The following is a 21026-nucleotide window of genomic DNA, read 5'->3' as shown; positions in this document are numbered from 1 at the left end:
ATTTTAATCATATAACTGGGACAGGTAAGTATTCACTTTCGGTGTTTTTGTCAGTACTTTAGGCATGCATACGTCACATAATGAACATGACTTGCAATGCGCTTTGTATATTGCCGGCGGAAGGACTTTTTGTTCGTATAACCGGTGCATTTGGGCACATTTATTTTCAACCAGTTTTCGCAATTCTCCGGTAAACGGAACCTCTTTCCGGTGGCGGGTTTCCCCATAATACAAAAATCCTTTTTCTATGCTGACGTTATACATTTCTTCCAGGCAAACCGCTTGTGCGCATAGCTGAACTTCATCTATCTGGTCTTTTTTAGGTTTGCCCCGTTTGTATTCGACCGGAATTAATTGCCAGAATCCCGCATATTTAGGATGTTGTATTGCATTTTGTCCGGAGGAGGAAGCAACCATCTCTACTACATCAGATATTCCATAAAGTCCTAGCCGTCTGGAGACAAGCGTAACAGACCTTAATGTAACTATATCTTTATTACGGTTCATCAAGGTTGGATCATCTACTTTTTGATGCATCCAGTTTCCTTCAATAGTGAGGTTGTTTTCCGCCCACTGCTGTTCGATATGTATAAGGGCCCATTGACGTTCACAGAAAGTTATGTGCTGGATTCCAGAAAGCATCAACAGGTCCTCATCTCCGTATTCTATCATATCATGTCCAGAACTTCTATGCCTTTCGGTAGTTTATCCTTGTCGATGGTAACAATATAATCTTCAAACGAACGGGGTGGGCGTTGGTCATCCTTAAGTTGAACCTTCACTAAACCGAATAAAGAATGAGCTGAAGCATTACCTAATGCTGTACTGTGCTTGAATACGATCAATTTGCGGGCATTCATCATTCCTCTGGCTGCTGAATGGTCGTGATCGAACATGTTTTTCAATGAATCCCAGAATAAATTCAGATCCTCTTCATTGAATCCAGTCTGTGTCGCTAAATGAGCGGAAATAAATCCGTTAGCTTTATACAATCCGTAAGGAACAGTGAATTTGCGTCCCATAGTGCGGTTATCTCCACTCTGTTTTTTAGATTCTTCGTCTGTAGCTACGGCCATACGGGTTATACTATGTTCGGCAGTAACAATCGGACTGATAGAACGGGCAAAAGTAAACTGGATAGGGCCACGAACCTGTCCGGCATTTTCGCCTGTACTTAGTACGGCTCCAAATGTCCTTATGTCATAAAAGTTTCTGCACATCCATTGCCGAGCAGCCTCTGTTTTATCTCCTTTCTCTTTTATATCTTTAACCCCTTCCTGTTTATGAGCGTCTGCGATCAGATTATTCAATACCGCTTTCTCTTTAATGAATATATCATACGGTCTTTCTCCTCCTTTTACTATTTGAACAAAGTTCCGGACTTTACGCTTCAGACAGACATCGGAAACCAGGCCTTCACCTGTTTCCGGATCAACTCTGGGTAAGTTTCCGGCATCGGGATCACCGTTCGGATTACCATCCTGTACATCAAATAAATAAATGAAGTCGTAACGATTGTTTATTGCTGTTTCCATGTTTGTATAGTATTAATTTTTTTCTTTATCTGTTGTTGTTTTATATAAATCTTCTCTTTGATGGTAATAACCGATTGCGAAACGCGACTGGTCGTCCATCGATAAATATTTAGGTAATCCGTTACTATCCAGATCGGTGATAACACTTTGCAATAACTTTTCATAATAAACAGATTTCCCGGTATCAAATTTTGCAAGATGATGTCTGGATAAAGACAACAAGCGGCCGAATACAGTTGTTGGGGTAGTCGACGCTGCACCGTAGTAACGCTCTTTAATCGTAGAATTAGCTCCCGGGATAGCATCACTCTGGATCTTTTTAAGGATAGCAAACAAGCGGCCACATAAGTACGCCTGGTTTTTATTTTCTAAATCTAGTGCCATTTGAATTTCTTTAGGTGGATTATGATGATTTCTGAATTTTCTATTTAAATAGGCTTTGAGTATAGCGGCTCTTATCGACGTTATATTCCGGTCTGCTTTGATTCGTACCAGACATTGCATCTGCAATGTGGTTGGGTATGGTTGGTTGTCCCATATACTTTGGCTTAAATCGCTGGCTAAGTTGGGAGGCAGATTTTCCATTTTATTTAAGGATGCAACCTGGGTCAGTAAATTGAATAGAGAAAAATAGACTCTTTGATTCTTGCTTTTTATGATTTCCAGATCCTTAAAATGTTGTCTGATATGACTGGCAAATTCGCCTACTGTTCCTTGTCGCCAGAATCTTATGGAAATACGGGCGGCATTAGGAGCTAAGCCTAAAATGTAAAAGGGTGTTTCATCCTCATCATTCAATACCCCGGAAGAAAGGGATTGAAGGAAGTCTCTGATAATTTCCGTATTTTTATCTGGATTATCTTTCGAAGGAGGTGCAAATATGAAACTGAAGCATTGCTCCAGATTTGCCGGTTTCTGCGACCAGAAAACAACGGATGTGTCGTGTAAATGATATTTGTTAGAGGAGTCTTTTCCTAATAACGTATTTAATGCTGTGGTATAAGCAGCTTCAGCCTCTTTTGAAATAGGCGCGTTCATACCTTGTTCTTTATAATATGAATCGTAACCTGATTTCTTCTGAAAGCCGACCAGCTTTGCTCCGCTTTTGCCTCCGGGTATGGTAATGGCGCTATTGAGTATAGCTATTGGAGCCTTTTTTCCGGTAATAAGGCATATTCCTATCGGTTCATCCTTCTCCGAACAATCTTCAGTGGATGATGTTACATCCGGATTTGCGGCTGCGATAGTATTTTGTCCGGCTACTTTAAAGGATAGGTTTGTCCCGTCTTTTTTGATGCATTCTTCCCATAACGGGTCCGTTTTTATACGTTGAAGATTCTCCGGGTTATCGTAAAATCCGGCTACAGCCTGAATGTCTTCATTAGAAGGATGCATTTCGGCAAGCCGCCTGACTTCCTGAACAAAGGATTTATTTTGTTTAGCGGCATCATCCAGTGCTTTTGGCATTCCTTTATCATCCGTATTTTTAGGTTGGGCTAATACATATCCGAAATGGTCCCAAAATACATTTGCTGTTTGCCAACTGTTGCTGCCGGTACGTCCTTTACTTTTAACAACCAGATATTTTTTTGCTCGTTTTTGTTTTCCTACCCCCTCGGTGGTATCCTGTAGTTCTAAAAAATTTCCTTTTTTATCTATCAGAATAAGATAAGGAATTTCTTTCCATTCTAATCCGCGGGGAGCGATGGTGCTCTCCGGATCAGCGGCTTTACGCTGGTAGTATTCGTATAATGCTTGCAGAATCATCGGCGTACCTCCTCACTGTTAATGGATGGAATAACCAAGACTCCTTGTTTCATTATTGCACGGAAGAACATTGGTTTCGGATCTTTTTCGTTTGTGAAATCCATATCATATAGCATATATCCTAAATCGCGGTCTTCGGGTATTCCATTTCCTTTTACCGGATTTTCGATGTATGTGAAATCTGCGGAGAGCTCACGGCAACCTAAATAGGGTTGATTGAAACATTGTCCTTTTTTAGCTCTGCGCTCGAACATTGCATTATATTTGCCTGGATTTTCGTCGGAGGATCCTGCTGTCGCTTTCGACTTATCTTCTTCTGTTCTATTCCTTATAGGTATAAATTCCAGTTCCGCGAAAATCCTGTAACAAACATCTTTCAGTAATAAACTGGATTTTTGTTGCCGGTTATCTTCAATGAATAACCCGGATGCACGGGGACTCATCAGGTTCCCGACCTCATTCCTTTTAAAGGAAAACCATTTAATGGGATTTAATACTTCTATCCGGGTTATGTTCCATCGTATAGCAGGTTTCCAAAAGATCGCTTCAAAGATAGCACGTGCAGCAGAAGGAGTTATTACATCATAGCTGACTCTTTCGACTTTCATTTCAGGCCTAGTGAAACAGGCCATGCTTCCTTTAACCTCAAGACAATATTCTTTATTCGTGTATACCATAAGTTTAGGTTAACAAATTGTGAATAATAATATAGGTGTCCACACTTTGAGAAATATACTTTCTCTGTTATTCCTATTTCACAAAGTTATATTTTATTTTTTAATGAACTAAGCTTTCATGCTTTAATTTACAAAGGAAGGCAAATAAATTTGATTTAGAATAGGTAAATAACATAAGAACAGTCTATTGATAAATAATGATATTTTTTTGTTGTGGTCGTTTGTATTTTGTTTATGATTATACTTTTGTATAGCAGTTCTTGGTCATGAAACGAGCTCCCTAAGTGGGTTGAAACGATGATGATTTGAACGCTCTGAGAAAGGGACGTGTCGAACCCGTAAAGGATGCGACACAGTAGATCGGGAAAAGCAAAAAAAGTTGATGGTTTCAACCCACGCACCCGTAAAGGATGCGACAGTCAGGTAGACGAAAGTAATACAGGCTTTGATATTGTTTCAACCCACGCACCCGTAAAGGATGCGACACCAGAGTCTGTCACGAACTCTGTCAATTTAATGTTTCAACCCACGCACCCGTAAAGGATGCGACTGCATGTTTGTGGAAAGCTTTATTGATAACATTTTCAGCATATAATTTTGCGAATAATAAAGTGTACAAATAATTGGTATTTGTATAGTTATTAATAATATTGTAAATATCAGAATAACAGGGAGTGCGAACATCCTGTGTTTTTACAACCACTCTAGGTTCGCGTTTTATCTGTTATTGAAACATTGTTGCGTTATAATGTTTATATATAAAGTAATCCGTAACTTTGCTTACAAATTTAAGAATAAGCTTTTGGTATATACGATAACATGAACAAAAAAATACTTCAATTAGCAATTCCTTCTATTGTTTCAAATATAACCGTGCCTTTATTGGGGCTGATTGATGTCGCTATTGTCGGTCATTTAGGATCGGCGGCTTATATCGGGGCGATCGCGGTAGGGGGAATGTTGTTTAATATCATTTACTGGCTGTTCGGATTCCTGCGGATGGGGACGAGTGGTATGACTTCGCAGGCTTTCGGGCGGCGTGACCTGGAAGAAGTGACGCGGGTTTTGTTGCGGGCGGTGGCGGTAGGGGGCTTTGTTGCTTTCTGTCTGTTGTTGCTGCAATATCCGATCCGGGCGGTCGCTTTCCATCTGATCGATGCAACACCGGAGGTACGGCAGTTGGCTACGGTTTATTTCAATATTTGTGTCTGGGGGGCTCCCGCTGTGTTAGGACTGTATGGGTTTGCCGGCTGGTTTATCGGGATGCAGAATTCCCGTTTCCCGATGTTTATAGCGATCACGCAGAATGTGGTGAATATCGTGGCGAGTCTGGCGTTTGTGTTCCTGTTGGACATGAAGATTACAGGGGTGGCTCTAGGGACGTTGATTGCCCAGTATGCAGGATTGTTCATGGCTTTATTGCTTTGGTTACGATATTATGGCAGGTTGAAGATTGCTTTCCGGTGGAGTGAGATCGTGGGGAGGACGGCTATGCGCAGGTTCTTCGAGGTGAACAGCGATATCTTTTTCCGTACTTTGTGCTTGGTGGCTGTCACTACCTTTTTTACGTCGACGGGTGCCCGACAGGGGGATGTGGTGCTGGCAGTCAATATCTTATTGATGCAGTTATTCACTTTGTTCTCTTATATCATGGACGGCTTTGCCTATGCCGGTGAAGCAATGACGGGACGTTATGTCGGAGCACAGAACCGGAACGGATTGCAAAGGATGATCCGCCTGTTGTTCCGTTGGGGCTGGGGATTGTCGTTAGCATTTACCATCCTATATATGATGGGAGGACAGGGCTTCCTGGGATTGCTGACGAATGACACGACTGTTATCGAGGCGGCGGGAACCTATTATTATTGGGTATTGGCCGTTCCCTTGGCTGGATTTGCCGCTTTCCTCTGGGACGGCATCCTGATCGGTGCCACCGCAACCCGTTTGATGCTTTATTCTATGCTAGTGGCTTCAGGAATGTTCTTCCTGATCTATTATATTTTTTATGCCTCAATGGGAAACCATGCCTTATGGATGGCATTTCTGGTATATTTATCATTAAGAGGTCTTATGCAATGGGCGTTATGGCATCGTCGATAATAAAATAAAAGCCGAATATCAAAGGATATCCGGCTTTTTTATGGAGAGGCAATACTTATTATTGTCTGTAGTTTGCTAATTCGTCAGCGTTGAACTTTTCGATGAAGCTGTTGTGTTTTTCTACTTCAGCTTCAGCGTAGTTCAAGTATACAACGGCTGATTTGCTGAATAATTCGGGTGCTTTGGTTGCATCCTGGATCAATAGGTGAGCCATGATACAGTCTGCTGCTATTTCCATCAGGCGGCGGGCAACGAAGTCAAGTAATTCCTGATTTTGTGCTTCCTTCACCTTATTCATGCAAGCTTCCAGCTTGTTAGCCATTTCTACCAGTCTTGCTTTCAGCGGTTCCATTTCGGCAGAACAGGGGATAGCTTCAAATTCGCGGATCATCGCCAGGTAAGAACCGTTTGTTACATAACGGATAGCGGCAACGGTCTGCAACTGTGTCGTACCTTCATAGATGGATGTGATACGGGCATCACGATAGATACGCTGGCAAGCATATTCCAACATGAAACCTGATCCGCCGTGAATCTGGATACAGTCGTATGCATTCTGGTTGGCATATTCCGAGTTCATACCCTTTGCCAACGGAGTGAGTGCATCGGCCAATTTAGCATATTTCTTCTGTTCCTGACGTTCTTCCGGAGTCAGTTTACGCTCGTGTGAAATATCATCTAGCGCTTTGTAAATATCCACATAGCGTGAAGTCTGATACAACAGTGCACGACCGGCATCCAGTTTCGCTTTCATGATAGACAGCATATCGTAAACTGCCGGGAAGTCGATGATCGCTTTGCCGAACTGTTTACGCTCTTCGGCATAAGCCATTCCTTCGTTGTAAGCTGCTTGGCTCAAACCGACAGACTGGGCGGCGATACCCAGGCGGGCACCGTTCATCAACGCCATTACATATTTGATCAAGCCTAATTTGCGGTCGCCGCAAAGTTCAGCTTTTGCATTCTTGTAAACCAGTTCGCAAGTAGGAGACCCGTGGATACCCAACTTGTTTTCAATGCGACGAACATCTACACCACCCTGTCTCTTGTCATAGATGAACATAGACAAACCACGTCCGTCTTTCGTTCCTTCTTCCGAACGAGCCAGTACCAGGTGAAGGTCTGCATCCCCATTGGTGATAAATCGTTTTACACCGTTCAGGAGCCAGCAGTTTTCTTTTTCGTCGAAAGTCGCTTTCAGCATAACGGACTGCAAGTCAGAACCGGCATCCGGCTCAGTCAAGTCCATAGACATGGTTTCTCCGGCGCAGATACGCGGGATGAAACGGTTGTGCTGGTCTTCGTTTCCGAATTCATATAATGTTTCGATACAATCCTGAAGCGACCAGATGTTACCGAATCCGGCATCGGCGGCGGCAACGATTTCGGCACACATGGTGTACGGAGTGATCGGGAAGTTCAAACCACCGAAACGACGCGGCATGGTCATACCGTTCAGGCCGGCTTTTACCATTGCATCCAGATTCTGTTTTGTTCCGGAAGCATATTCCACACGTCCGTTAGCGCAGTGAGGGCCTTCTTCGTCAACACCTTCGGCGTTGGGGGCGATGATCTCTCCGGTGATTTCCCCGGTGATTTCAAGCACTTTATCGAATGAATCCATTGCATCGGCATAATCCTGCGGTGCATAGTCGAACTCTTCTTTATCTCTGTAATTGCGTTCTTTCAGTTCGCAAATACGTTCCATCATCGGATTGTTCAAGTGATACTTGAGTTCCGGTATGTCTGTATAATAATTTGCCATCTCTTTACTTGCTGTTCTGTTTGTAATATTTAATCATCTTCGGGATCACTTCTTCAACTGTGCCGTTGATAACATAGTCGGCGATCGTGTTGATCGGAGCGTTCTCGTCGTTGTTGATAGAGATGATGATACCTGCATCCTGCATACCTGCAATGTGCTGTATCTGTCCGGAGATACCGCAAGCGATATATAATTTCGGACGAACTGTTACACCTGTCTGGCCGATCTGGCGGTCGTGGTCGCAGAAACCTGCATCGACAGCAGCGCGGCTGGCACCTACTTCGGCGTGAAGTTCTTTAGCCAGTTCGAACAATTTGTCGAATCCTTCCCTCGAACCCATTCCGTAACCGCCGGCTATGACGATCGGAGAGCCTTTCAGGTTGTGTTTTGCCTTTTCTACGTGACGGTCGATCACCTTTACTACATAATCCGTTTCAGGAACAAATTTAGCAACGTCGTGTTTGATCACTTCGCCTTTATAATTGGCGTCCAGGATCTCTTTCTTCATCACACCTTCGCGAACGGTAGCCATCTGGGGACGGTGTTCGGGGTTGATGATGGTGGCAACGATGTTACCGCCGAATGCCGGACGGATCTGATATAACAGGTTTTCGTAAGTGATACCTGCCCGTTTATCTTCGTGAGGACCGATTTCCAATGAAGTACAGTCGGCAGTCAGACCGCTGGTCAGTGCAGATGATACACGAGGACCCAGGTCACGACCGATAACGGTAGCACCCATCAGGCAGATCTGGGGTTTTTCTTCCTTGAACAGGTTGATCAGTACGGAAGAGTGGGGCAGGGATGTGTAAGGGAACAAGCCCGGTGCATCGAACACATGCAGTTTGTCGACACCGTAAGGCAACACCTGGCTTTCTATACCTTCGAGGCCGCTACCGGCAACAATCGCTTCCAGCTGGCAGCCTAACTGATTCGCTAACTTGCGACCTTTGGTCAGAAGTTCGAGACTTACATCGGCAACGGTTGTGCCTTCAATCTCACAATATACAAATACGTTATTCATAATCTTATCCGATGGTGTGGTTAGCTAACAGTTCAACAATCATATCTTCTATATCTTTGTCCGAACCGGTCAGCGTTTTACTTTCCTTAGCCTGGAACACGATATTCTGTATAGTCTTTACCTTTGTAGGTGAGCCGGATAATCCGCATTGAGGCAAGTCGCCGTTTACGTCTGCCACACTCCATTCGGGGATGTTCAGATACGGGCGTGTTTCGTATAGTTCTGGATACTGAATTGCTTCCGGGCCGTTAGGATGGCAGGCAGTCGGTTGAGCAGCCTTTTCCTGTGCACCCAGAGCGCGTTTGTATTTCTGTACCAGTTTGGCGTTACGTGGACGGCAGGGAGCTGCCGAGCCGTTTACTGTGATTACGATAGGCAGCGGGCCTTCTACAGTTTCCACGCCTCCGTCGATATGACGTTTTACGGTGATACGGCGTGCTGCTTCATCCACATTCAGGATTTCTTCAGCATAGGTGATCTGTGTCAATCCCAGCTTTTCTGCTACCTGGGGACCTACCTGTGCAGTATCTCCGTCGATAGCCTGACGGCCGCCGATGATAATATCGTACTCGTTAATTTTTTTGATAGCCGTAGCCAGGGCGTATGATGTTGCCAGTGTATCGGCTCCTGCAAAGGCACGGTCGGTTAACAAAAAACCGCCGTCTGCTCCGCGGTATAAACCTTCACGGATGATTTCGGCGGCACGTCCCGGTCCCATAGTCAGTAATGTAACAGTCGATCCGGGGTAGGCATCTTTCAGGCGCAGTGCCTGCTCCAATGCGTTCAGGTCTTCCGGGTTAAAGATGGCGGGAAGGGCGGCACGGTTTACCGTTCCGTCTTCTTTCATCGCATCCTTTCCCACGTTGCGTGTGTCCGGAACCTGCTTCGCTAAAACAATAATTCTTAAACTCATATTAATAGGAATATTAGATTTCTATTTTCCTGAAAATTATTCGGCAATTAGTAAAAAAATTACCGATTGCAAAAGTAGTCAAACATTCTTTATATCAAAGAACTTTAACCTGAAATATGCACACTTTAGGTTTTTTTGAGCAGTAAATGGCTGGTATTTATTTGTTACCGGAGCCAATCTCACAATCAGCTCCGGCCTTAAAATGTGTGTCCTTTATCTTTATGTCCGATAAAGAAAGGTTTTGGCGTTATTCGTTAAAGGATGGTCTCTTATTTATTATCGGAAACATCCCACCAAACGCGTGTGTTCAGGTCGTCTGCACCTTGCGCAGCAATGGCTGCGTCGTAATTAGCCTTATTTGTGTTATAATCGTCCGGATAATATACGCGACGATATGGAATATGTGTAATGGTAGCCGACGGCCCCGGTTTGATATTCGGTACATTCAGGCGACGCCAGTCAGACCATGCTTCAACGCCGTCCTGCATAAAGTTTGCCAGCCAGCGTTGCATGCCGATCTTTTCGATCTTTTCGGCATCGCTTCCTGTCAGCTTGATAGCATCCTGTGCTACGTATTTATCGACTTCGGATGCATTTATCCCGTATTGCTCGAAAGAGGCTTTGATACCTGCTTTATATAACTCCTCCGCATTGGCACTGATCCAACCGCGTATAGCGGCTTCTGCTTCGATCAGTAAAATATGGGATGGAGAGATAACAACGATAGGCGCATCCTGCTGGTAATATCTTTCGTTGAAAAAGGCCATATCCGTATATTGGGTGATCTCGGACTGGGTTAGACCAAAAGGTACACCGTTGTATTCTCCTTCAGAATTGGGAACAGCATATTCCATCAAACGGGGATCATTATAGGCAATTAATTGATCCAGGATCGTTTTGGATGGGGCAAAGTCTTTACGTCCTCCTTCTATGATATTGGTGTACAATGGATTCTGGTTAGCTGTTTCCGCCAGGTATTTGTATTGCAGCAATTCGCTGTTATCTGTCATACCTCCATCCGCATACGCTTTGGCAAAACGGGCTTTTCCGGTTTCCGGATTTACATCCGACAGTTTGATAGCCATCATCATCCGTAAAGAAGCGTTCAGTTTCTTCCATTTGGTAATGTCTCCGTTGTAAAGGATATCGTAAGTCTTGTCGAGCGTACCCGATTCGTCGAACTGGGCATATGCTTCGGTCAATTCTTTATCCAGATCTTCGTAGATAGATTCCTGCGTGTCGTATTTGGGATTGAAGTTGCCGTCATCCCCTTTTAAAGCTTCACTATAGGGGAGCATACCCATGATATCGGTCAGGTGCATATAGTAGAATGCACGTAATGTACGGCAGCTGGCTAGTTGGTTTTCCGTGCTTCCCAATTGAATGACCGTCGATAAACTTTTAGTCTCTTCGTCCGTATTCAGCTTGATGATCGTTTCCAGGTTCCGGATATATTCATAGTAATACGGGCCTGTATTGAAATCGGTTATACCGAAGTCTGAATACTGGATGTTCTGACGTTCCGACAAATATTGCGGAAACAACTGTGTCCAGGGGTTGTAATTGGCCACATAAGAAAACAGGGATACTTTCTTACAGGCATAGGTGAACAGGAAGCGCGTTTCCGGGTTCGAAGGATTGTTCGGATCTATATTGTCGTCACCGTAATCCCCGCAACTATTAAAGGATAATAGTCCGATCAATGCTAATGCAAATAGTTTTATCTTTTTCATAATTTAATCCGTTTCTTTAAAAATATTAGAAGGTAAGATTTACAGTAAAACCGAATGTGCGTACAGAGGCCGCCTGACCACCTTCCACATAATTATAACTTGCCGCACCCATTTCCGACGGATCGATATTAGGTACTGCTGAATAAATTAACCAGGGGTTTTGGGCAACGAACGATACGCTTGCCTTCTTTATGCCGCAGTTCGCTTTTTGCAGGAAGCTGCGCGGAACATCGTAACCGATCGATAATTCACGCATTTTCAGGTAGCTGGCTTTATAAACATAATCTTCCCAAATGGTTCCTTTACGGCTTTGATAGTAGTAATTGGCATCCACATAGGCTGTTACCGGAGTGTAGGTACCGTCTTGGTTTTCCACTACACCGTCTATACGTACACCGCCGCCGTCCGCTACGCTGGCACGAACCGGATTACCTTTGTCGTTATTGCCTGTCGTGGATTTCAGCAAACCGGAATTTTCTCCGAACATATTGGTGGCGGAAGCAATAGCTCCTCCGACCTGAAAGTCGAACGACATGCCTAAATGAAAATCCTTATAGCGCAAAGAGGTGGAAAAACCTCCGGTCAGATCCGGCTGGATGTTGCCTAATTCTTCCTGTGCTGTTGTTTCCAGAAGGGGAGCATACGGGCCGTATTGGTGGTTAGGATCGCTTCTTGCTTGCAGGATAGTACGTCCTTCCGGATCTTTTTTCCAGGTCGAACCTCTGATCACACCGATCGGTTTGCCTACCTCTGCATACGAATAAACACGTGTAGACCAACTTCTCCAATAAATCTGGTAAGTGTCTTGTCCGTCGATCAGTTCTTCCAGCGTATTGCGGTTGCGGGAAATGTTGGCATTCAGTTCCCATGTCCAGTCTTTGGTCTGGATGACCTGGCCTCCCAAAGAAAATTCGATACCCCGGTTACGGATCAAGCCCGCATTCATTTTACGTGTCCTGTAACCGCTGGCAGGTGTAGTGTTTACGTTGATGATCTGGTCTTTTGAATCGCGGTTATAGAAGTTGAAATCTCCCCATAAGCGATCGTTGAACAGACGGAATTCCGTACCGACCTCATAGGATGTGGAGATTGTCGGTTTGATGTACAGATCTTTCAGGTTTGTGCTGTTCCACATGTTGGATAGTTGCCCGTATTTGATCAGATTACCGTCACTGTCTTTCAATACATAAGTAGGATAGATATTATAAGGGTTCATCGTCGAACCTACCTGCGCCATAGATGCTCTCAGTTTCCAGAATGACAACCATTCTGCATTTTTGATCCAGTTGCTGGCGATTGCGGCAACAGATACGCCACCATAGAGGAAGCTGTTCTTATCCGGGTGCAGTGTGGAAGTCCAGTCGTTACGCAAAGAGAAATCCAGGTAATAGGTATTGTCCCAACCGATGGTAGCCGTACCGTAAACACTTTGGTCATGTTGTTTGGTCTTTTTGCTGCTACCGCCCGGTAAACCAGAAGAAGCGGCTGTACTGAAGAAACCGTCCATGAAAAGGCCGTCGCGGGTAAAAGCCCCTAATTCGTCGAGGTTATAGACACGGTCTTCAAAGAACAAAGCGGCATCGAATGAGAGTTTGCTGTCTACGAAATGATCGCTCCAGGTTAAACGTCCCTGTGTCTGGATATCTGACAACTGACTCTGGTCTTGTGTGTATTCTGAAACTTCACCATGTATGTTTTGGGGTAAACGTACTTCTTTTTTGTAACTGCGGATATTTCCGTTTACGCGGATACCGGCTTTCAGGTTCTTGATAAGTTCCAGTTCTGCATCGCCGCTGAATACGTTCCACTGATACGTTTCGTTCTGGTTGATCTCATTGAACAAGGCGAACGGGTTTTCGTGGAATGCCGCGGTCAGATTGGTCGGACTTGTAATGTTCCATGTGCGGAACGTCCCGTCCGGACGTTTGTAATCCTTGAGGTCTTTCAGATTTACGTTTGTATGCCCCCATTGTTCGTAAGAGTAGAGGGCGTTTCCTAACTCCTGATATCCTTCGGCCGCAGCATTGTGGTTGTTGCGGTAAGTATATTTGTAATCCAGTGATACTTTTAAACGGTCGATCGGTTTAAAGTAGGTCTTTACTGAAAGGAAACGGCGTGATGCATCACTGTTCGGGGTAACGCCGTTACGTGATACGTTGGAAAAAGAGATACGGCTCATATAGTCTTTACCTGACTTGGTAAATGCGATGTTCGTCGTATTGCTGATACCTGTCCTGAACAGGTCGTTCAGATTCATTTGTGGTGTCCATTGGGTTGTCTGCCCGAACCGAGGGTCTGTCGGATCCCATGAATACCAGGGAGCATATTCGCGACCGTCCAGTTTCGGCCCCCAGCTGGCATCATTGTTGTAGTCGTAATAACGTACGCCGTCCATTTTTTCTAAATAAGAGGGGTGTTTGTTCGGATCGTATTTGAATACAGGCATTTCTGCATCAGCTCCCAGATAACCACCGCCATATTCATTCTGCAGATCGTAGCGGATATTGGCTTTGTCCCAGGCCAGGGTATGGCTTACTGTTATTTCGCTATGTTCTCCGGTTCCGCCTTTGGATGTAATGATGATGGCGCCGTTACCTCCACGGGCTCCGTACAGTGCTGTTGCTGCCGGCCCTTTTAGCACGTTGACTGAAGCCACATCATCCATGTTGATGGACATATTGCTGGTAATCACACCGTCGACAACGTAAATAGGTTCGTTACCTCCGGCATTCGTCAACGACGAAGTACCGCGTAATACGATTTTACCGGCATCGAATGTAGCACCGGATGAACCCAGGAAGCGGACTCCGGATACTTTGCCGACCAGCGCATTGTTCAGGTCTGTTTGCCGTGCCTGGATCAATTCGTCTGCCTTTAATTGCTGAGTGGCATAGCCCAGTGATTTCTGTTTGCGGGTAAGCCCTTGTGCAGTAATAACAATCTCCTCCAGGTCTTGTGTGTCGGATTGGAGAACAACGGTGACTTTGGGTTTTACTGCTACATCCTGCGAGTTCATTCCGACGAAAGAAATATGCAGGATTTTTCCTCCTTCCGGAACGTCCAGGCTGAACATACCTTCTACGTCTGTTACTGTTCCAACTGTTGTTCCCTTGACAATGATGGATGCGCCGATGATAGGTAATCCGTCATCTGCAGAAGTAACGGTACCTGTTACTTTCGTTGTCTGGCTAAATGCTATTCCCGTGCATAAGATGAAGGATAGCAAACTAAAAAATAATTTTTTTACCATACTGTTAACTATTAGATTTATTTGGTTCTTATAAACGACCTTGTTTTCATATCGAATTTGGGTCGTTTATTTGCTGTAGTTCTTGCAGAACTTAGTGTGTGAGAAATTAGTATAGTCGGTATGCATACATGTTTTCGACCAGTTAAAATGAAAAACATGTTTTGAGGTTTAAACTTTATTTAGGCTAAGTAGAAAATGAGTAGCTTTTTATAGTCCGGATAAGATTATTAGCAGGAATAAGCGGGTATTATTACTGGTCTGTAACGAAGAAGTAATTTTATAACACAATTATACTTTTCCTGCACAAAAAGACAGCTGTATCTCCTTTGTGATATTTATTTTAAAATATTGATTGATTTTTTATTGTAATAATTGTATTATTTAAAAAATAAATTCATAAATTGCGCCATGTCCAAATAGGCTGGCGATAGTTGATTTCAGAATGTGTTTATGTAATGAGAATTTTATAAAGGCTATAATTGACTGGGGCTTAAAGCGATATGTTGAATTATTGTTGTAAATGTACTAAGTTCTGCAAGAACTCAGATAATATTGTTGATAAGTGTAATTTATTTAATAATAAAAATCGTATTTATATCCGTGAATTTGGGAGAATAATGTAAGATTTAAGGTCGGTTTTGAACGATTATTATGATCATTTTATTGTGATGATAAGTAAATACCGGATGATGTGGAAAGTAGCGCAAGAGGTGAAAAAACAAGAGCAGAAGAAAATGAATGCTATCGTTCTTCTGCTCTTGTTTCGTTTTTATTTATTGGATGTATCCAGCTTCTTCACCACTTTGCCATAAATGATCAAGGCAAACGCAGATACCAGCGCGATTACTCCGAAATAATACCATATATAATGTGCATGTGCACTGGCGGCTACCCATTCCTCATGAGTCGCAAATAAGGTCGGCTCCGGGCAATATTTGCTTAGCAGGAAACCGGATAAACCGAATCCGAGAATGGATGACAGAAAAGAATGTAGATGGCTAAAACCAAGATATAGACCTTCTTCCCCTTTGGGAGCCTGTAATGAGAAATATTCAAGAAAACGGGGAGATATAAATGTTTCTGCCAGTCCCTGGAAGACAATACCGACTACCATCATAAAAGCTACCGGATGCATACCCAGGATTGTCGTACTTCCGTCCAGCATATTTCCATAAGCCATACAGAGGGCCGATACCGGCATGATGAACATACCGAGCGTCATAGAGGTTAGCGCTGTTTTCTTACGCATTAACTGAGTAACCAGGTTTACGGTCAATACGACTACCAATGGATTGACATTGGCATACCAGGATGGAGAAGCTCCTTCACCGGCCAGGCGTAATACATATTTAGGCATAGTTGCATATAATTGATGTTGCACCATCCAGAAACCGGTGATAATGATTATCAGGGTGATCAATCGTCCGTTTGTGCAGACTTTGATTAATGCTGTCCATATCTGACCGAATGTCTTTCCTTCACCCGAATGCTGGGCGCTTTTATAGAAGAACCAAATGGCTATCAAAGCAATGAAGGTCATCGATGCCGAAAAATAGTTGAGGGTAATAAGCCCTTCGTTTCCTAATGCTTCGCGCAACGGCTTTACAATGGTCTTGCCGGAAAAGGCTCCGATATTAACCATCGCGTAGAAGATGGAGAAACCTTTGGCACGGGTTTCGGGCGTTGTTTCTCTGGCTACTGTTCCGGTGATCACACTTTTGATGAATGAGCCCCCGAGAACGATCAGTGCCATAATGGGAATGATACCATATCGAAGGTTACTCTCCAGTAATCCTTTGAATGTGGTGGTGGTTCCATACTCGACAAGACCGGCCGATTCTAGCCAGGTAGGATAAAGAGCTAGTCCGGTATAACCGATGGTGAGCAGGGAAAAGGCTAACAGCATGGAGTTACGGAATCCTATTTTATCGGCTAGTGCTCCGGCAAATGTGGGGAGCAGATAAAGAAAAGCGGAGAATGTTCCGGCGATAGTAGCCGCCTGGATGTCGTTGAATCCGAGGATACGGCTGAGGTAGAGGGTTATTACGATAAATACGCCGTAATAGGCTGCACGTTCAAAAAGTTCGACGGTATTGGCTACCCAAAACGCTTTACTAAATTTGATTTTCTCTTTCTTTGTCGTTGTGTTCATGTGATAGTTATTTGTTTTTAGAATTTAGAATAGAAATGTAAAACGCAGGTATATGCAGATGAGAAAATTAGAGCTGCGTATACCTGCGTTGTTACATATCGTGTAAGTCATTTATTTTTTCGTATATGACTGGTGAATAGCCTTGTCGAACGCTTTCCAATGTTCGTCGGTCATATTACCGGGCGTAAACAGGGCGATACCTGCCGCACCGCTTTCCATCGAACCGCGTACAGCTTCTTCCATCTCAGAAGGAATCAGGCCGTGGCCTTCCGGATCTTTGATGTTTGCCTTATTCTGCCAATCCTGACAGATAAACAGGCCGCTGTAAACCGGCTTTTTGCCATTAACGGAGTTCACTTCTTCTTTCGTTACTTCGCCTACCCAGGCTGCATCTTCCAGATAGAAATCGTTGTAGTTCATCGGGAAGAATGCATCGATGTTCCATTTGTTCCATTCCTGACGAACCATCCATTTCGCATGAGAATCGGGGCCGGGGAAAACGGCTGCGCTGACTTTCTTGCCTTTGGCGTGCACTGTATCGGCAATGCGATCGACCAGCTTGGTGATCAGGTCGCAGCGGAACTGTGCCCATTCTTCACATTTTGAAGGATCTTCAACCGATTTGATGTCGATACCGGTAGCAGCCTTAAAGTCGGCCACACATTTATCGCAATAGCAATAATCGGCAGTCGGGTATTCTTCGTTCATGACCAGGCCGTATTTTTCCCAGAGGCCTTTAGCCAGGATCACGTCTACATAACGGATATAGTCCAGATGAACGTAATCCACTTCGGGGATATCAGCTACTTTACCGTACAGGTCGGTCAGGAATTCGGCTGTACCTTCATGGTTCGGGCATAAGCTTTTGTAATAAGGAACGTATGCCTGTACGTTGTAGGCCGATTCGCCTTTACGGTTTACCGTATACAATGTAGAATCCATATTTCCTTGCAGCATGGCTGGTATCCAGGCATGATATTCCATACCGTTGGCATGAGCCACTTTGGCTGCGCGCTGGATTTTCTGCAGGTCGTGTCCGGCATTATAGCACATGCCGTCCAGTCCATGCGATTTCCATTTGCTGAAATCAGCTTGCAGGGTTTCTTCGGTTGTGTTGCCGCCTTCGCCTTGCCAACCGTACACTTTCACTTTTGTTTCCGGAGCTTTGGTGCAAGCCGTTGCCAGTAAAGCAACAGCTGCCAAAGCGATAAATACTTTCTTCATTAATTAGTTGTTGTCGTTATTAAATTTCACAAGCACAGAGAGTAGGGATCAAGTTACGGTCGCCGTAAGCATTATCTACGCGGGCTACGTTGATCCAGAATTTACTTTCGTGCAACCATTCCAGCGGGAAGGCTGCCTTACTACGGGGATATTCATGCTTCCATTCATCGGCCGTTACTTCATATTCCGGATGAGGAGCATTTTTGAGCACGTTGTCTTCTTTGGATGCTTTTCCTTCTTCTACTTCTTTGATCTCTTTCCAGATGCAGTCCATTACTTCGGCAAAACGATCCAGCTCGGCTTTGCTTTCGCTTTCGGTCGGTTCGACCATCAAGGTGCCGTGTACCGGGAATGACAGCGTAGGAGCATGGTAACCGAAGTCCATCAGACGTTTGGCGATATCGCCTTCGTCGATACCGGATGCTTCTTTCACACCACGGCATTCGAGGATCAGTTCGTGGCCTACACGTCCGGTTGCACCTGTATAAACGATACCGTAAGTGTCTTTGAATTTGGAAGCCAGATAGTTGGCGTTCAGGATAGCTGTTTTTGTTACTGTTTCCAGTCCTTCCGTACCCAGCATGCGGATGTAAGCATATGTAATAGGAAGAACACCGGCACTACCGTAAGGTGCGGCAGAAACCGTATTCTGATCGGACCCCCACAGAACAGGGTGAGACGGCAGGAACGGAACCAGGTGTTCGGCTACGCAGATCGGGCCTACGCCGGGGCCACCGCCGCCGTGAGGAATAGCAAATGTTTTATGCAGGTTCAGGTGACAAACATCGGCACCGATCGTACCGGGGTTAGTCAGTCCCACCTGTGCATTCATGTTGGCACCGTCCATATAAACCTGTGCGCCACATGCATGGATGATGTCGCACATTTCCTTGATATCGACTTCAAAAATACCGTGTGTAGAAGGATAAGTGATCATGGTTGCAGCCAGGTTATCCTTGTTCTCTTCTGCTTTGGCGCGGAAATCTTCCAGGTCGATGTTACCGTTGTCGTCACATTTTACCGTAACAGTCGTGTAACCGCATTGAATTGCGCTGGCCGGGTTTGTACCGTGGGCGGAAGCGGGCAGGAGAACGATGTTTCTGTGTCCCTGTCCGATGCTTTCCAGGTAAGCGCGGATCACGCGAAGTCCTGTATATTCACCGGCAGCACCGGAGTTCGGTTGTAGGGTGGCACCCTTGAATCCTGTTATCTCAGTCAGGTAGTTGCAAAGGTTCTCTATCAGTTCCTTGTACCCTTCTACCTGTTCTTCGGGAGCGTACGGGTGGATATTCTGGAATTCAGGACGACCCAGTGGTAACATGCTCGATGCTGAATTCAGCTTCATCGTACAGGAACCCAGGGAGATCATGGATTGTGCCAACGATACATCTTTACGTCCCAAGCGGGTAATGTAACGCATCAATTCTGTTTCCGTATGATATTTCTTGAATACATCTTCCACCAGGATGTCGGATGTACGGGCAAATTTCTTATCGAAATAAGTCTTTTCGGGAATGGCTTCTTCCAGCATATAATCTTTTCCGGCTGCTCCGGCGAAGATATAAAGCAGTACGCCGATATCGGTCGGTTGCGTTGTTTCGTCAATGCTGATGCCCACCTGTCCGGCTTCGAAGTAACGCAGGTTCACTTTACATTCCAGCGCGATCTCACGGAGGACATTCACGGAAACGTGAGCCGGCAATTCGATTTTCAGCGTATCGAAATAATCTTTGTTCAGTTGTCTGTAACCCAGTTTTTCAAGTTCGGCAGCTAGGAAGCCGGCAGAAGCATGGATGCGTCCTGCAATGTTGCGCAGACCTTCTGCTCCGTGATATACGGCATAGAAGCCGGCCATTGTTGCCAGCAGAGCCTGTGCGGTACAGATATTGGAAGTCGCTTTTTCGCGTTTGATATGCTGTTCGCGTGTCTGGAGAGCCAGACGGAAAGCCGGATGTCCGTAAGCATCTTTGGAGATACCGATGATACGTCCCGGAATGGCACGTTTGTATTCGTCTTTTGTTGCAAAGAAAGCAGCTGAAGGACCGCCGTAGAACATCGGGATACCGAAACGCTGGCTGCTACCGAATACTACATCCGCACCCCATTCGCCCGGAGGTGTCAGCAATACCAGGCTCATCAGGTCGGCTGCAACAGCTACACGGGTTTCGTTCGCATTTGCTTTGGCAACGAATTCTTTATAGTCTTCGATGGAACCACTCGCATTTGGATATTGAACGATCGCACCGAATACATCGGGAGTAAATTCGAATGTTTTGTAATCGCCTGTCACTACCTTGATACCCTGCGGAATCATACGGGTGTTGATGACAGCCTGGGTGGAAGCAAATACATTTTCATCTACAAATAACGTATTGGCACCCGCTTTAGCCTGTGCACGGCTGCGACTTCCGTAGAACATGCTGGCAGCTTCGGCTGCGGCAGTCGCTTCATCCAGCAGCGAGCAGTTGGTCAACGGCAATGCGGTCAGTTCGCTGATCACGGTCTGGAAATTAAGCAAGGCTTCCAGACGTCCCTGCGATACTTCTGCCTGATACGGCGTATAGGAAGTGTACCATGCCGGATTCTCAAATACATTTCGCTGGATAGGGGCAGGGCAGATGGTATCGTACCAACCCATGCCGATATAGGAGGTGAATACTTCGTTCTTGGATGCCAGTTCGGAAATATGTTCGGCATATTCCCTTTCCGTCATGGGTTCCGGAAGATTCAAAGGTTCTTTCAGACGGATATTGGCCGGAATGGTCTGGTCAATCAATTCGTCGACCGATTTAACACCGATAGCTTCAAGCATTGCCGGAATATCTTCCTCTGCAATACCGACATGACGGTTTACAAATTTATTTGTGTCCATAGTATTTAATGTGT

General features: G+C 44.9%; 13 protein-coding genes. 1 reads left to right on the top strand and 12 read right to left on the bottom strand.

Annotation, left to right across the window (positions count from 1 at the left end; genetic code table 11):
• Positions 1–3: 3 nt before the first annotated feature.
• The 4 genes from cas4 to cas5c are packed head-to-tail and all read right to left on the bottom strand — an operon-like array spanning position 4 to position 3979.
• Positions 4–672 carry a CRISPR-associated protein Cas4 gene (cas4, locus tag HMPREF1212_RS16665; RefSeq protein WP_046150096.1) on the bottom strand — a complete coding sequence of 223 codons (669 nt, stop codon included), beginning with the start codon at positions 670–672 and terminating at the stop codon, positions 4–6.
• A complete protein-coding gene (gene cas7c / locus HMPREF1212_RS16660; protein ID WP_046150095.1) occupies positions 669–1535 on the bottom strand; it encodes a type I-C CRISPR-associated protein Cas7/Csd2 in 867 nt (288 codons plus the stop codon). The genes cas4 and cas7c overlap by 4 nt, the downstream gene beginning before the upstream one ends.
• A 12-nt stretch (positions 1536–1547) precedes the next feature.
• Complete coding sequence (gene cas8c, locus HMPREF1212_RS16655) at positions 1548–3302, bottom strand: type I-C CRISPR-associated protein Cas8c/Csd1 (protein ID WP_046150094.1); 1755 nt, start codon at positions 3300–3302, stop codon at positions 1548–1550.
• Positions 3299–3979, bottom strand: a complete 681-nt coding sequence (gene cas5c / locus HMPREF1212_RS16650; RefSeq protein WP_046150093.1) for a type I-C CRISPR-associated protein Cas5c — start codon at positions 3977–3979, stop codon at positions 3299–3301. The genes cas8c and cas5c overlap by 4 nt, the downstream gene beginning before the upstream one ends.
• Before the next feature lie 819 nt (positions 3980–4798).
• On the opposite strand from cas5c, the gene HMPREF1212_RS16645 reads away from it, so the two are divergent.
• The gene (locus HMPREF1212_RS16645) at positions 4799–6079 is read left to right on the top strand and encodes an MATE family efflux transporter (protein ID WP_046150092.1); all 1281 of its coding nucleotides are present in this window, start codon (positions 4799–4801) and stop codon (positions 6077–6079) included.
• A gap of 58 nt (positions 6080–6137) precedes the next feature.
• Here HMPREF1212_RS16645 and HMPREF1212_RS16640 read toward each other — a convergent pair whose 3' ends face one another.
• From HMPREF1212_RS16640 to gcvP, 8 genes are all read right to left on the bottom strand, one after another.
• Positions 6138–7844 carry an acyl-CoA dehydrogenase family protein gene (locus HMPREF1212_RS16640; protein ID WP_046150091.1) on the bottom strand — a complete coding sequence of 569 codons (1707 nt, stop codon included), beginning with the start codon at positions 7842–7844 and terminating at the stop codon, positions 6138–6140.
• Positions 7845–7848: 4 nt separating this feature from the next.
• Positions 7849–8868: an electron transfer flavoprotein subunit alpha/FixB family protein gene (locus HMPREF1212_RS16635; protein WP_028727857.1), complete on the bottom strand. Its 1020-nt coding sequence runs from the start codon at positions 8866–8868 to the stop codon at positions 7849–7851.
• Between the two features lie 4 nt (positions 8869–8872).
• Complete coding sequence (locus HMPREF1212_RS16630; protein WP_028727856.1) at positions 8873–9781, bottom strand: electron transfer flavoprotein subunit beta/FixA family protein; 909 nt, start codon at positions 9779–9781, stop codon at positions 8873–8875.
• A gap of 269 nt (positions 9782–10050) precedes the next feature.
• On the bottom strand, positions 10051–11514 hold the full coding sequence (locus tag HMPREF1212_RS16625; protein WP_046150090.1) for a SusD/RagB family nutrient-binding outer membrane lipoprotein: 1464 nt from the start codon (positions 11512–11514) through the stop codon (positions 10051–10053).
• Between the two features lie 25 nt (positions 11515–11539).
• Positions 11540–14764 (bottom strand): SusC/RagA family TonB-linked outer membrane protein, encoded by a 3225-nt coding sequence (locus tag HMPREF1212_RS16620; RefSeq protein WP_046150089.1) that lies wholly within the window; start codon positions 14762–14764, stop codon positions 11540–11542.
• Positions 14765–15533: 769 nt separating this feature from the next.
• Positions 15534–16916, bottom strand: coding sequence for an MFS transporter (locus HMPREF1212_RS16615; RefSeq protein ID WP_046150088.1), 1383 nt, complete (start codon positions 16914–16916; stop codon positions 15534–15536).
• A gap of 111 nt (positions 16917–17027) precedes the next feature.
• Positions 17028–18140, bottom strand: coding sequence for a glycoside hydrolase family protein (locus HMPREF1212_RS16610; RefSeq protein ID WP_028727852.1), 1113 nt, complete (start codon positions 18138–18140; stop codon positions 17028–17030).
• Between the two features lie 19 nt (positions 18141–18159).
• Positions 18160–21012: an aminomethyl-transferring glycine dehydrogenase gene (gene gcvP, locus HMPREF1212_RS16605; RefSeq protein ID WP_046150087.1), complete on the bottom strand. Its 2853-nt coding sequence runs from the start codon at positions 21010–21012 to the stop codon at positions 18160–18162.
• Between the last annotated feature and the right edge of the window lie 14 nt (positions 21013–21026).

The sequence above is a fragment of the Parabacteroides sp. HGS0025 genome, from assembly GCF_000969845.1.
GTDB classification, from domain to species: Bacteria; Bacteroidota; Bacteroidia; order Bacteroidales; family Tannerellaceae; genus Parabacteroides; species Parabacteroides gordonii.
The sequence above is the reverse complement of the archived record's forward strand: the minus strand, read 5'-3'. Positions and strand labels throughout refer to the sequence as shown.

Excerpts from the sequence above, each read along its gene's own strand:
- cas4 (WP_046150096.1), bottom strand. The coding sequence starts at position 672 with ATGATAGAATACGGAGATGAGGACCTGTTGATGCTTTCTGGAATCCAG.
- cas7c (WP_046150095.1), bottom strand. The coding sequence starts at position 1,535 with ATGGAAACAGCAATAAACAATCGTTACGACTTCATTTATTTATTTGAT.
- cas8c (WP_046150094.1), bottom strand. The coding sequence starts at position 3,302 with ATGATTCTGCAAGCATTATACGAATACTACCAGCGTAAAGCCGCTGAT.
- cas5c (WP_046150093.1), bottom strand. The coding sequence starts at position 3,979 with ATGGTATACACGAATAAAGAATATTGTCTTGAGGTTAAAGGAAGCATG.
- HMPREF1212_RS16645 (WP_046150092.1), top strand. The coding sequence starts at position 4,799 with ATGAACAAAAAAATACTTCAATTAGCAATTCCTTCTATTGTTTCAAAT.
- HMPREF1212_RS16640 (WP_046150091.1), bottom strand. The coding sequence starts at position 7,844 with ATGGCAAATTATTATACAGACATACCGGAACTCAAGTATCACTTGAAC.
- HMPREF1212_RS16635 (WP_028727857.1), bottom strand. The coding sequence starts at position 8,868 with ATGAATAACGTATTTGTATATTGTGAGATTGAAGGCACAACCGTTGCC.
- HMPREF1212_RS16630 (WP_028727856.1), bottom strand. The coding sequence starts at position 9,781 with ATGAGTTTAAGAATTATTGTTTTAGCGAAGCAGGTTCCGGACACACGC.
- HMPREF1212_RS16625 (WP_046150090.1), bottom strand. The coding sequence starts at position 11,514 with ATGAAAAAGATAAAACTATTTGCATTAGCATTGATCGGACTATTATCC.
- HMPREF1212_RS16620 (WP_046150089.1), bottom strand. The coding sequence starts at position 14,764 with ATGGTAAAAAAATTATTTTTTAGTTTGCTATCCTTCATCTTATGCACG.
- HMPREF1212_RS16615 (WP_046150088.1), bottom strand. The coding sequence starts at position 16,916 with ATGAACACAACGACAAAGAAAGAGAAAATCAAATTTAGTAAAGCGTTT.
- HMPREF1212_RS16610 (WP_028727852.1), bottom strand. The coding sequence starts at position 18,140 with ATGAAGAAAGTATTTATCGCTTTGGCAGCTGTTGCTTTACTGGCAACG.
- gcvP (WP_046150087.1), bottom strand. The coding sequence starts at position 21,012 with ATGGACACAAATAAATTTGTAAACCGTCATGTCGGTATTGCAGAGGAA.